Source organism: Hydrogenophaga sp. SL48 (genome assembly GCF_021729865.1).
Taxonomy (GTDB): Bacteria; Pseudomonadota; Gammaproteobacteria; order Burkholderiales; family Burkholderiaceae_C; genus Hydrogenophaga.
In genome coordinates, this window is the sequence record NZ_CP063400.1 from 33045 (window position 1) to 45086 (window position 12042).

The window sequence follows — 12042 nt, forward strand, 5'->3', positions numbered from 1 at the left end:
GCAGGTCGAACAACGACTGCGCATTGGGACTGACGGCCCAAAAGCGGAAAAACCGGCTTGCGCCGGCTTTCCCCCCACCCGAGCAACAGTCATGGACTGGTCGCCGCGCAGTACTCCAGTGCCACACCAGGCGCGTAGGCCGCCAGCACGGCCGCACTGGCACTTTGCTGGCTGGAGAGTGTCGGTACCTCCACCAGCACACACCGGCTGACGCTGCGGGTGGCGCCTTGCAGCTGGTTCATGTTCATGAAGGCCAGCGCCGATTCCAGCGGTGAAAGACTGGGGTTGTAGGCTGCGTTTTCGGCGTTCCGACCCGCATAGATGCTGCCGTCATTCAGTTGCACCGCAATGCCCGCGTAACCGTATGCGGTGTCGGTGGGGTAAGGGGCGTAGCAACCCTGCGCTGCTGCGAGCGCGGCCGCAATGACCGGGTCGCTGGGCGCACCGCCAGGCAAACTCACCGCGTGCGTGCACAGCTTGGGGTCCATCAGTCCACCGGTGATGCCCAGGTCACTCGGCCCGAAGGCATCGGGCAAAAAGGTGGTGAGCGGTGTCATCGTGTACGCGTAGGGTTTGTTCGGGTCGGCCGGTACCGGCGGCAGCAGGATGTTGAGCTGCTGGGCGGACACCAGTTCGTACAGGAACTGACGGCAATACCCGCACGGCGCGGCACTGATCGCCAAGGCCTGCAGACCCGCTTCGCCATGGAGCCAGGCGTTGTTGGTGGCGGCCTGCTCGGCATGCACCGTGAAGCTCAGGGCGACATCGCTGAACTCGAAGTTCGCGCCCAGATACAAGCTGGCCCAGCCTGTGCCCGGGACGGGCATACCGGCCGCTACGGCCCCGACCTGATAGTGCGAGACAGGCACCACTGCGTAGGTCTGTGCCAACGGCAACAGCTGCATCATCAGGGTCCCAATTTCTGCCTGCGCGCCGAGTTTGCCCAGAATGCTGCCCACCTGGTTGGCCGACAGGAAGCCCCCCTGATCCCACATCGCATCGATGTCCGATCGGATGTCGGTAGGCAGGGTGTTGATGGCTGCGATCCAGGCGGAGTTGCGTTGAGAAGTGCTGGCCATGTTGTCTCCAAAGTGTGTGAACGAAACCCATCCCCGAGTGCCGCCTTAAGGCATGGCACCACCGACCTGAACGTATCAAGGACGGCAACCGGTCAGACGTGGCTCCCTGTCAGGATTGCCAAGTCGGTGCGTTGTGGGTTCATGGCGGCACCAGCATTGCCTACGCTTGATTGCGGGCAAAGGCCGGTTCTGGGATGACGGGTTTGTGATGGACTTCACTTGAGCAAATGAGCACAGGCCCTTGCCTGGTTCAATCCCAAACCTTGTTGCTCCATGGTGTCGATGTGTCTGTAGATAACCAGGCGGAAAAGCACCGCATGGGCTTTCACGCACCCCTTCCCCGCGTATCGGAGTAGCGATCAACAGAAGTCCAATATACGGAACATATTTCAAACGACTTGGTAGTAAATGTGCATTTGATTCACATTACCTGTCATCGAAAGTCCGAATATTGGAATCATGTCTGAAAAAATCGAAGTAGCGCGATACCCGATGCAGATCGGTGGAAAGGCGCACAACCCGTGCGGTGGAGAGTGGATTGGCTCGCTGAATCCGGCAACTGAAGAAGTCTGGGCGATGATCCCCCGCGGAAGCGTGGAGGATGCCGAAGTGGCAGCAGTGGCCGCGCATGAGGCGCTGCGCGGTGCATGGGCGAAGCTGACGCCCACCCAACGCGGCGCCTTGATGTTCCGCCTTGCGGACTTGCTGGAACGGGACGCGGAGCTGCTCTCGCAACTGGACGCGCGCGACAATGGCAAGCCCATATCTGAGCTGCGCAAGCAATATGCCTACCTTCCTCAGCATTGGCGTTACTTTGGGGGATTGGTCGACAAGATCGAGGCCGAAGTCATCCCGGTCGACCGCAATGGAGTGTTCAATTTCACGCGCCACGAGCCTGTGGGCGTGGTCCTCGCCATCACCCCCTGGAATTCCCCGCTTGCTATCGCATCCTGGAAGATCGCCCCCGCCCTTGCTGCAGGCTGCACGACCATCGTCAAGCCGTCTGAGCATGCGTCGATTTCCACGCTGCACTTTGCCAAGCTGGTGACTGAGTCCGGGTTTCCGGCCGGCGTGGTGAATGTGGTGACTGGCTACGGGCACGAGGTCGGCGAGGCACTGGTTGCTCACGCAAAGGTCGCGAAAGTCACCTTTACTGGGGGGGAGGCTGGCGGGCGCGCTGTCTCGACCCTCGCTGCGAAGCACCTCAAACCCACGGTGATGGAGCTTGGCGGGAAGTCGCCGGTCATCGTTTTCGACGATGCAGACCTCGACCGAGCGGTTCCAACGGTTGCCGCTGGCATCTTTTCTTCCAGCGGTCAGTCCTGTGTCGCAGGTTCGCGGCTCCTGCTGCAGGCTGGCATTTACGACGAGTTCGTCCGACGTCTCATCGATCGGGCTCGCGCCATCGTCGTCGGCGATCCTCTTTCAGCAGAGACGGCGATGGGGCCGATCACGACCCGCGCCCAGTTCGAAATGATCCAGTCACACCTGTTCGATGCGCACGAACAGGGGGCGGTCTGCGCGTTCAAAGGTGAACTCTCTTCGAGTTGTCCGTCCGGCGGCTTGTTTGTGCCGCCCTCGATTTTCACCGGAGTCAGCCCCTCGATGCGAGTGTGGCGGGAGGAGGTCTTCGGGCCCGTGCTTGCCGTGATGCGCTTCGAGACCGAGGCCGAAGCGGTCGCAATCGCCAACGATTCCCCCTTCGGGTTGGCGGCCGGATTGTGGACTCGCGATCTGGACCGCGCGCTGCGGCTGCACAAGGAGCTTGAGGCAGGGACGGTCTGGATCAACAGTTACCGCGGGGTGAGCAGCATGACCCCGCTGGGCGGCTTCAAGAGGTCCGGCTTCGGTCGCGAGAACGGACAGGAGGCCGTCCGCGAGTTCCTGCAAACCAAGAGCGTATGGATGGAGTACCAATGAACGACACAACCCAGCTCCGAGGCGCATCCATCCTGAACGCCCTCAAGGGCGCAGGGATCGAGTACGTCATTTCTGTTCCCGACCTGACAACCTCGGAGGGTGTCTTGCGCCCGCTCGCCAAGGACACGCATCTCAAGCTTGTCCGGGTATGCCGCGAAGAGGAAGCCATTGGCATCTGTGCCGGGCTATTGGCGGGCGGAAAACGCGCGGCCATTTTGATTCAGTACACGGGATTCATGGCGTCCATGAATGCGATACGCGCTATCGCTATGGAGTACCGCCAGCCGATCTGCATGTTGGTGGGCCTGCTGTTCGCGGACACGCCGGAGGATCCGAGGCAATCCGTCAATTACGGCGTCAACCGAATGATCCCGTTGATCGAAGCGCTGGGTATGCCCTATCGGTTGGCAAGGAACGACGACGAAGCCGCCGCTATCGCGCCGGCCCTCACGCAAGCTTTCGAACGCAATGAACCCCTCACTGTGCTCATTACCCGCTATCCCAGTGCCTAAGCCATGAAACGTGACGCCTGCTTTCGGCTGCTTGCCGACCTCCTGCCCCACGACATCGTGGTATCCACCTACTCGTCCGCCTTTGAGTGGCTCACGATTCGTCCCCACCCTCTGAACTACGTGGCCGTGGGCGCGATGGGCCTGGCCTCCTCCCATGCACTCGGCCTGGCTTTGGCCATGCCAGAGCGGCGCATCGTGGTGCTGGACGGAGACGGTAGCTTGCTGATGAACCTCGGAACGTTGGTCACCATTGCCGCGGCCGCGCCGAAGAACCTCATCCACTTTGTCTCGCGCAACGGAAGCTACGAGGCCAACGGTGGGCACCCCATCCCGGCACAAGGCGTTCTCGATTTCGCCGGGATCGCGCGCAACGCGGGATACCGCCATACCGAATCGTTCTCTGCGCTACCTGCCTTTGCAGCCAGGGCCCAGGGGCTGCTAAGCGCGCCCGGTCCGACGTTCGTCGAGCTTCATCTCGAAGCGGGTGATACCTCACCCGCGCCTGACTATGAGCACATTCACGGAGAGCGCGCACGTCGTGAATTTGCTCTGGCCTTAGCGAATAAGTGACCAGCCTCTGGTTGGTCAGAACAATAAAGGAGACAAGCATGAACTCACCCATGGGAGCCAACGCGGCGTCCCCACCCCCACCCCTGCTGGAGGTGCGACAGGTCAGCGTGCGCTTCGGCGGCGTGCAGGCACTTGCCGACGTGAGCCTGGCGCTGCAACCAGGCGAAATCTGCGGCCTGATTGGCCCGAACGGTGCCGGGAAGACCACGCTGTTCAACTGCATCACGCGCCTGTATGACGTCACAGGCGGAAGCATCATGTTCGAGGGCCGGTCCCTTGATGCACTCCGTCCGCGCCAGGTGATCGCGGCTGGCATCGCACGTACTTTCCAGAACGTCGGCCTTTACCCTGGCATGACGGTGCTGGAGAACGTGATGCTGGGCGCACACCACCACGCCCGCCAGGGTCTGTTCACCAGCCTGTGCCAGCCGCGTCGCACGGTGCGCGCCGAGCGGGAGCTGGCCGAGCGCTGTCATGCCATCTTGACCGAACTGGACCTGCAGATGCATTCGGCGGAGCCTGCCGGCTCCTTGCCGTATCCCACCCAGAAGCGCGTGGAGATCGCGCGGGCGCTCGCCTCTGAACCGCGCCTGCTGTTGCTGGACGAACCGGCCGGCGGCCTGACGCATGGCGAAGTTACGCAATTCGGCGAACTGGTGCGGCGCATCTGCGCGAGCCACCGCCTCACCGTGCTGCTGGTGGAGCACCACATGGGGCTGGTGATGAACTTGTGTCAGCGGCTCGTCGTCATGAACCTGGGGCGCAACCTGGCCCAGGGCGACCCGGCGAGCGTGCGCGCCAATCCGGACGTGGTGGCAGCGTATCTCGGGAGATCGGCATGAGCCTGCTCCAGGTTCGCGGACTGCACGCGGGCTACGGCGCCACGCAAGTGCTGCGCGGTATCAGCCTCGAAGTGCATGCCGGTGAGATCGTTGCACTGCTCGGCGCCAACGGCGCCGGCAAGACCACCACCCTGCGCGCACTGTCCGGCTTGCTTGCGGCGCGCGGCCAAGTGCTGTTCGACGGTATCGACCTTGGCACCGTCCACCCGGCGCGCCGCGTCGCGCTTGGCCTGGCTCACGTGCCCCAAGGGCGCGGCACCTTCGGCGACTTCACTGTCGAAGAAAACCTGGCGCTGGGTGCCTACACCGTGGCATCACACCGCCAGATCGCCGCCGACATGGCGCGCTGGTTCGAGGTCTTCCCTCGGCTACACGAGCGGCGGCGGCAGCGCGCCGCCTTGCTGAGCGGTGGCGAGCAGCAGATGCTGGCGATTGCCCGCGCCCTGATGTCGAGGCCGCGTCTGCTGATGTGCGACGAACCTTCACTCGGCCTGGCGCCCGCCATCACGCAGGAAATGTTCCGGGTGTTCGAACGCATCAACAGTGAATACGGAACGACGCTGGTCATCGTGGAGCAAAACGCCGACCTCACGCTGCGGCTGGCGCAGCGTGCCTACGTGATTGAAACCGGCGAGATCACGCTGGAGGGCAGCAGCGACGAGTTGCTGCTCTCTCCTGCCATCCAGCAGTCCTATCTTGGAGCCTGACATGCAATTACTCATGCAACAGATCGTCGACGGCCTGGCCGCCGGCGCCATCTACGCAGCACTCGCGCTTGCGCTGGTGCTGATCTTCGGTGCCACGCGCATCGTCAACTTCGGACAGAGCGAGATCGCGACCTTCTGCGCCTTCTTGGCCTGGCAGCTGTGCGAATTGGGTGTGGCCGTCCCGCTGGCCCTGGCGGTTTCAGCGGTGCTGGCGTTCGTGCTCGGCGCTGCGGTGTTCCAACTGGTGGTGCGTCCGGTGTCGCGCGCCTCGGTGGAAACCGTGGTGGTGATCACGCTCGGCCTGTTCCTCTCGTTCCAGGCGCTTTGCCTGTGGCTGTGGGGGGCCGACCAGCGAACCTTTCCCGCGTTGTTTCCGGCCGGTGGCTGGACCCTGGCTGGTGTGCGCCTGACCGCATACAACCTGGGTGTGCTGGGCGTTCTGTGCGCCTTGGCGCTGTCGCTCGCGGCCTTGTTCCGCTTCACCCGCCTGGGTCTCGGGCTGCGCGCCGCGGCGGCCGATGCCGACAAAAGCACGATCGTCGGCATCCGGGTGGAGTTGATGCTGATGCTCGGCTGGGGGCTGGCCAGCGTGGTCGGTTTCGTCGCGGCCGTGCTCGTCGCGCCGCGCCTGTTCCTGAGCCCCATCATGATGGCTCCGGTGCTGGTGTATGCACTGGCGGCCGCCACGCTCGGCGGCTGGACCAGCGCGATCGGCGCCGTGGTGGGTGGGCTCTTGATTGGGGTCGCCGAGAGTGTGGGCGCGACCTTTTTGCCCTTCATCGGATCGGAGCTGCGCCTGCTGATCCCGCTGGCGCTCACGCTGGCGGTGCTGCTGCTGCGACCGCAAGGACTGTTCGGTCAGACGATGGCGGTGCGGGTATGAACGCCTTGCGACCTGCTTCTACCGCGCGCGTCGATCCATCGCGATTCACTCGCTTCGCCTTGGCCCGGTACGTCGGGTATGCCCCGCTCGCGCTGCTCCTCCTTGTGGCGGTGTTGATCCCAATGCTGCTGCCGAACTTCTTGGTCTTGCAAGTCAGCACGGCGCTGACCTTCGCGCTCGCCATCCTCGGTCTCAACCTGCTGCTCGGTTTCGCGGGCCAAGTGTGCCTGGCCCAAGGCGCGCTGTTTGCCTGCGGCGCCTACACCACGGCCATCTTGGTGGCGCAGGCAGGCTGGCCGGCGCTCGCGACACTGCCTGTGGCCGCCGCCGTCACCGCCTTGATCGGTGTCCTGATCGGCCTACCGGCGCTGCGACTGGGCGGGCTGCAGCTGGCCATCGTCACTTTCGGCGTCGCGGTGCTCACGCCGCAACTGATCCTGAAGTTCGACCGCCTTACCCGCGGCGTCACCGGCATCACCTTCGATCCACCCGCGCCGCCTGCCTGGCTGCCGGTAGGACCCGACCTGTGGCTGTACGCACTGTGCGCGATTGCTACCGCCGTGTGTGCCGTGCTTGCACTGCGCATGACGCGCGGCGACAGCGGCCGCGCGCTGCAGGCGCTGCGCGACAACCCGCTGGTCGCCACCTCACTCGGGGTGGACCTGGTTCGGGCGCGACTGGCCGCTTTTGCCGTCAGCTCCGCCTTCGCCGGACTGGGCGGTGGGTTGTTCGCCATTCTCAACGGCTACGTGAGCCCGCAGTCCTTCCTGGCCGGGCGCTCGATCGAGATCCTGATCGGCGCCATCGTGGGCGGCATCGGCAGCGTCAGTGGCGCTTTCCTCGGCGCCTTCTTCGTGGTGTTCGTGCCGGAATGGACCGCCGAACTCAGCCCGGCTTTGGGGGGGCTGATCTACGGCGTTTGCTTGATCGTGATGATGCTGGTTGCCCGCGATGGCTTGGTTGGCCTGGCACAGCGCATTGCGCCCACCCTGTTCTCACTCGCCCGCAAGGGTCTTCCCACCCGGTCGGCGGCTACGGCCCCGGCTCCCAACCACAAACAGGAGACATCCCCATGACCGCTCTTTCCCATATGCATCGCCGCAGCGCTCTGCGCATTGTTGCTGCCGTGTTCAGTCTGGCCGCTGCCGCGGCGCAGGCAGCCGACCCCGGCATCACCGACAAGACCATCCGCATCGGCATCTCGGCACCGCTGACCGGCCCGGTAGCCAGTGTTGGCGCCGTATCGGAAGGCATACGCACCAAAGTGGCTGCGGTCAATGCCGCCGGTGGCGTCAAGATGGGCGACGGTATGACGCGCACCATCGAACTGGTGATTCAGGACGATGCGATCGATCCGCAGCGCACGCTGACGAACGTGCGCAAGATGGTTGAGCAGACCGAGGTGTTCGCATTGGTGGGGGTGTCCGGCACGCCGAACAACCAGGCGATTGGTCGTTACGTCGAACAGCGCAAGGTGCCCAACCTCTTCATGTATTCGGGCGTGCAGGAGCTCGCCGAAGGCCCCAACTGGATGATCGGTCTGGTGCCCTCGTTCACCACCGAAGCGGCGGTGTTCGCCGAGTACCTGAAAGCAAACAAACCGGACGCCAAGGTGGCACTGCTGTTCCTCAACACCGAGACCGGTCAGACCTTCAAGGAAGCCTTCACCCATGCACTGAAAGGTTCGCGCCTGCAGATCGCGGCTGAACAGGCGGTGACGCCGGTCGATCCCACCATCGACACCCAAATGAGCAACCTCAAGGCGTCAGGGGCCGACACGCTGGTCATCATCGCCCCGCCGCGCCAGGGCGCACAGGCGGTGAAGTTTGCCGCAGAGAGCGGTTGGAAGCCGGTGACGCTGCTTTCGTACATCGCCTCCTCGGTCGCCGCTCTCAAGCCTGCGGGTCTTGCCAATGCCAAGGGGCTGGTCACCAGCCAGTTCGTGAAGCAGGTGGAGGCATCCGCTTTTGCCGACGACGCCGGCATCAAACGCTATCTGGCGGACCACGCGGCGACCAAGCCGCGCTTTGACAGGACCGACTCGCAAGGACAAGTTGGCTACCTGACGGGCGAAGCGTTGATGCGCGTCCTGGAGCTGATGCGCCAACCGACGCGACAGGCCATGCTGGACGCCGCGCGCAACTTGGACAAGGTTGAACTGGGCATGTTGCTGCCAGGCATCACGCTGAGCACGCGCGCGGGTGGCGACCCCTATCCCATCGAGAGCCTGCAGCTGATGCGCTTTGACGGCGAGACCTACCAACCGCTGGGCAAGCTGGTGTCGTTCGAGGGTCGTACACCCAAGCACTGAACATGGCCAAACCTTTCACGCGCCGCCACTGGCTGCAAAGCCTGGCGGCACTGGGATCCTTCTCCGTGGCACCGGCGTTGAGGGCAGCGGACGACGCGGGCAACACGGTCCGGATCGGGCGCGTGTTGCCGCACAGCGTACCGGCGTTCGCCAGCATGGCTCGGCAGCGCACGCAAGGCGCCGACGCCTGCATGGCGCACGCCAACGCCAGCGGGGGCATTCACGGCCAGCGCATCGTCGTCCTTGATCGCGACGACGGCTACGACGCTACACGGGCTGCGCGCGAGACACAATCTCTGTTGGCGCAGGAAGGCGTGTTCGCCCTGCTCGGCGCTTTCGGCACGCCAACCGTGCCGGCTGTGATCGAAGTGGCCGAACGCATGGGCGCGCCGCTGGTGGGTGCCGCCAGCATCGCCAACGACGCGCGCCATCCGCCGCGCCGCTGGATATTCCCGGTGCGTGTCTCCGCCGTCGAGGAGGCCACTGCCTCCGTGCGGCATCAGGTGACGCTGGGCGCGCAGCGTTTCCTGGTGTTGGCGAGTCGCGAGGCCTATGGCCCGTCCGGCGCAGCGGCGTACACCAGCGCATTGCGGCGGGCGGGCCGGACGTTCAGTGAACTGGCGTTTGAAAAGGGCGACGATGCGAAACGGGTGGCGACGCAGCTGCTGCAGACCCGGCCCGAGGTCATCTTCATCTCGGTGTTGCCCAAGCCCTTCGCTGGCGTGCTGCGCGCCTACCGTGAGGGTGGCGGCGCGGCCCGCATCTTCGGCCTCTCGGTCATGCGAGTTGAAGACCTGCGGGCCGAGCTCGGTCCGCAGGCTGTCGGCATAGGGCTATCGCAACCGGTGCCTGCGCCCACCAGCCCAACGTCGGCGCTTGCCGGCCAATACCGAGCACATTTGGCACACCTCGATCCTGCGGCGCAGCCTTCGTTTCATGGGCTGGAAGGCTATCTGGAGGCTCGCGTACTGGTGGAAGGTCTGCGGCGCGCCGGACCACGCGCCACGCGCGAGCAACTGGTGCGCGCGTTGGAGTCGTTCCGGCCGCTCGATCTGGATGGACTGCTGGTGCGCTACGGTGCAGGCGATCGCACGGGCAGCACCTTTACAGAGCTGGTGATGCTGGGCTCGGGCGCGTCCATCGTGCGCTAGGGGCCTGCGCGGCAGAAAGCATCGAAGCGAAACACGCGAAAACCGAGCATCGAACGGTGTGACCGAGAAGCCCAAGGCAGGCCCTTGGCAAGCGAGGTCGTACGGTGCGAGACCGGTTTCTCGCGGGTTGTAGCCGATGCGTCTTCTGCCGATGGTGCCGCTATAAGATATCAAGCTCCATGACCATTCGCGAGAGCCGTCGTGCCGCGCCTGACAAGAGAAGAAAGTCGAGCCATTACCCGAGCGAAGCTGCTGGAATCGGCGCGAATGGTGGTCGCGCGCGAGGGCTACGAGGGCGCGTCGATCGACCGTATCGCCGACGAAGCGGGCTTTAGCAAGGGTGCCTTCTATTCCAACTTCAGCAGCAAGGAAGAGATTGTCCTGGAGCTGCTGGAGACGCACTCGTCCAAGGACGTGACTGAAATCGAGGCGCTGCTTGGTGACTCGCGTGACCCCCTGCAACTGATCGAAGTCATCAGCGCCTGGTCGCTGGAGCGCTCACGCGACCCGAGCTGGGGCCTGATCGCTTTGGAGTTTTTTCGTCGCGTTCAGCTAGACAAGACTTTCGGCAAACGGCACCGCAATCTGTTCCGCGAGCAGTGGCGCGGCATGGGCGAGATACTGATGGCTTTGTTCTCGCCCGGCGCCGCGCCGGCGGACGCGGAAACGCTCGGCGGCTTGGTGATGGAACTCACGTATGGCGCCGCGTCCACCTTCAAGGCTGGGCCGACGGCGGGGGACATGGTCAAACTGGTGTTGACCAGCCTGCACAGGACGTATGGCGCAGGTGGGACCGCACGGACTGGGCGCAAAACACCGGGGCGCTCCGCGCCAGCTGCGGTGCGAAGCAAGACCTTGACACGCTGATCGCACCAGCGGCCAAGGACGCTCCTCACGCGAGCGCACGGAGGAACAGGTTGACCGTCACCTCGGCGATGTGTCGATCTGCTCGGTGACGGGTGCGGCTTCGAGGTGGGGCAGGTGCTGAACATGCGTCTGCATCAGCCAGCATCCAACCTGATCTTCGCGTCGCTGATGATCCTGCGGTACAGAGCGACTTGCTCCTTCCAGTAGCGGGTGAACTCCGCAGGCATCATTGGCTGGGCTTCAGCACCGAACTCCTGCAGCTTGGCAACCAGCTGAGGCGATTCGGACGCCTTGCGGATCTCGCCGGCCAACTTATCGACGATTGAGGCCGGGGTATTGGGCGGAGCGAACAGGCCGGTCCAGAAGGGCAGGTCGTAGCCCGGCAGCACTTCGGCCATGGCGGGCACGTGGGGAAGCACGGTACTGCGCTGTTGCGATGTGACCGCCAGCGGCCTCACCCTTCCCGCCTTGATGTGTCCCGACTGCGGCGGCACACCGTCGAACAGCATGTGAACCTGGCCGGACACCAGGTCGGGCATCACCGATGCCGTTCCTTTGTAAGGGATGTGCAGGATGTGCACTTTGGCGAGCAGTTTGAACCACTCGGCCGCCAGGTGAGTGCCTGTGCCGATACCGGCCGAGCCATAGCTGTACTTGGCCGGGTTGGCACGCAGCAGCGCTATGAATTCGCGCAGGTTGCCGGCCGGAATCGCGGGATTCACCACCATGACAAGGGGGAAGCGCGCGGCCATCGAAACGGGTGTGAGCGCGCTCACGGCGTCGAATGGCAGGTTGGGTAGCGAGGCGGCATTCACCGCTGCGGTGGTGGCCTGAAAGATCAGCGTGTGACCGTCTGGCGTTGCCCGGGCGAGCATCCCGGAAGCGATCGTGCCACCGGCACCCCCCACATTTTCAACAACGAAAGCTTGTCCCATCTGTTCGGACAGCCGCTGCGCGAACATGCGGGCCAGCAGGTCGATGCCGCCACCAGCAGTGGACGGCACGAGCAGGCGCACCGGCTTGCCTGGATAGGGGTCTTGCGCGAGAGCCACTGCGGCCGGCGCGCAGCCTGCGGCCACGATGGCATGGGTGAATTGGCGTCGCTTCATGTTGTCGGGTCCGGATTGAAGTGTTGAACGTAAGGCCCAAAAAATGGACCATTCACGTAGCTCGATCTTCACGCCTATGAAACTCCGCTGA

General features: G+C 64.2%; 12 protein-coding genes. 10 read left to right on the forward strand and 2 right to left on the reverse strand.

What is annotated here, in order from left to right:
* Positions 1–89: 89 nt before the first annotated feature.
* Complete coding sequence (gene cdd, locus IM738_RS00150; protein WP_236963884.1) at positions 90–1079, reverse strand: cytidine deaminase; 990 nt, start codon at positions 1077–1079, stop codon at positions 90–92.
* Positions 1080–1538: 459 nt separating this feature from the next.
* Here cdd and IM738_RS00155 point away from each other — a divergent pair, with 459 nt between their 5' ends.
* The 10 genes from IM738_RS00155 to IM738_RS00200 all read left to right on the forward strand — a co-directional run bounded on the left by IM738_RS00155 (position 1539) and on the right by IM738_RS00200 (position 10842).
* Positions 1539–2999, forward strand: a complete 1461-nt coding sequence (locus IM738_RS00155) for an aldehyde dehydrogenase (protein WP_236963885.1) — start codon at positions 1539–1541, stop codon at positions 2997–2999.
* Positions 2996–3511: a hypothetical protein gene (locus IM738_RS00160; protein ID WP_236963886.1), complete on the forward strand. Its 516-nt coding sequence runs from the start codon at positions 2996–2998 to the stop codon at positions 3509–3511. Before IM738_RS00155 ends, IM738_RS00160 begins: the two co-directional genes overlap by 4 nt.
* A gap of 3 nt (positions 3512–3514) precedes the next feature.
* Complete coding sequence (locus tag IM738_RS00165) at positions 3515–4081, forward strand: thiamine pyrophosphate-dependent enzyme (protein ID WP_236963887.1); 567 nt, start codon at positions 3515–3517, stop codon at positions 4079–4081.
* Between the two features lie 38 nt (positions 4082–4119).
* The gene (locus IM738_RS00170; RefSeq protein ID WP_236963888.1) at positions 4120–4923 is read left to right on the forward strand and encodes an ABC transporter ATP-binding protein; all 804 of its coding nucleotides are present in this window, start codon (positions 4120–4122) and stop codon (positions 4921–4923) included.
* Positions 4920–5630: an ABC transporter ATP-binding protein gene (locus IM738_RS00175; RefSeq protein WP_236963889.1), complete on the forward strand. Its 711-nt coding sequence runs from the start codon at positions 4920–4922 to the stop codon at positions 5628–5630. Before IM738_RS00170 ends, IM738_RS00175 begins: the two co-directional genes overlap by 4 nt.
* 1 nt (position 5631) lies before the next feature.
* Complete coding sequence (locus IM738_RS00180) at positions 5632–6513, forward strand: branched-chain amino acid ABC transporter permease (RefSeq protein ID WP_236963890.1); 882 nt, start codon at positions 5632–5634, stop codon at positions 6511–6513.
* Positions 6510–7589: a branched-chain amino acid ABC transporter permease gene (locus IM738_RS00185; RefSeq protein ID WP_236963891.1), complete on the forward strand. Its 1080-nt coding sequence runs from the start codon at positions 6510–6512 to the stop codon at positions 7587–7589. Before IM738_RS00180 ends, IM738_RS00185 begins: the two co-directional genes overlap by 4 nt.
* A complete protein-coding gene (locus tag IM738_RS00190; protein WP_236963892.1) occupies positions 7586–8824 on the forward strand; it encodes an ABC transporter substrate-binding protein in 1239 nt (412 codons plus the stop codon). Before IM738_RS00185 ends, IM738_RS00190 begins: the two co-directional genes overlap by 4 nt.
* Before the next feature lie 2 nt (positions 8825–8826).
* A complete protein-coding gene (locus tag IM738_RS00195; protein ID WP_236963893.1) occupies positions 8827–9975 on the forward strand; it encodes an ABC transporter substrate-binding protein in 1149 nt (382 codons plus the stop codon).
* Between the two features lie 201 nt (positions 9976–10176).
* Positions 10177–10842 (forward strand): TetR/AcrR family transcriptional regulator, encoded by a 666-nt coding sequence (locus IM738_RS00200; protein WP_236963894.1) that lies wholly within the window; start codon positions 10177–10179, stop codon positions 10840–10842.
* Positions 10843–10976: 134 nt separating this feature from the next.
* Here the strand turns inward: IM738_RS00200 and IM738_RS00205 are convergent, their stop codons facing one another.
* Positions 10977–11951 (reverse strand): Bug family tripartite tricarboxylate transporter substrate binding protein, encoded by a 975-nt coding sequence (locus tag IM738_RS00205; protein ID WP_236963895.1) that lies wholly within the window; start codon positions 11949–11951, stop codon positions 10977–10979.
* Between the last annotated feature and the right edge of the window lie 91 nt (positions 11952–12042).

What these genes read in the sequence shown, in the direction of transcription:
- cdd (WP_236963884.1), bottom strand. Translation starts at nt 1,079, where the DNA reads ATGGCCAGCACTTCTCAACGCAACTCCGCCTGGATCGCAGCCATCAAC.
- IM738_RS00155 (WP_236963885.1), top strand. Translation starts at nt 1,539, where the DNA reads ATGTCTGAAAAAATCGAAGTAGCGCGATACCCGATGCAGATCGGTGGA.
- IM738_RS00160 (WP_236963886.1), top strand. Translation starts at nt 2,996, where the DNA reads ATGAACGACACAACCCAGCTCCGAGGCGCATCCATCCTGAACGCCCTC.
- IM738_RS00165 (WP_236963887.1), top strand. Translation starts at nt 3,515, where the DNA reads ATGAAACGTGACGCCTGCTTTCGGCTGCTTGCCGACCTCCTGCCCCAC.
- IM738_RS00170 (WP_236963888.1), top strand. Translation starts at nt 4,120, where the DNA reads ATGAACTCACCCATGGGAGCCAACGCGGCGTCCCCACCCCCACCCCTG.
- IM738_RS00175 (WP_236963889.1), top strand. Translation starts at nt 4,920, where the DNA reads ATGAGCCTGCTCCAGGTTCGCGGACTGCACGCGGGCTACGGCGCCACG.
- IM738_RS00180 (WP_236963890.1), top strand. Translation starts at nt 5,632, where the DNA reads ATGCAATTACTCATGCAACAGATCGTCGACGGCCTGGCCGCCGGCGCC.
- IM738_RS00185 (WP_236963891.1), top strand. Translation starts at nt 6,510, where the DNA reads ATGAACGCCTTGCGACCTGCTTCTACCGCGCGCGTCGATCCATCGCGA.
- IM738_RS00190 (WP_236963892.1), top strand. Translation starts at nt 7,586, where the DNA reads ATGACCGCTCTTTCCCATATGCATCGCCGCAGCGCTCTGCGCATTGTT.
- IM738_RS00195 (WP_236963893.1), top strand. Translation starts at nt 8,827, where the DNA reads ATGGCCAAACCTTTCACGCGCCGCCACTGGCTGCAAAGCCTGGCGGCA.
- IM738_RS00205 (WP_236963895.1), bottom strand. Translation starts at nt 11,951, where the DNA reads ATGAAGCGACGCCAATTCACCCATGCCATCGTGGCCGCAGGCTGCGCG.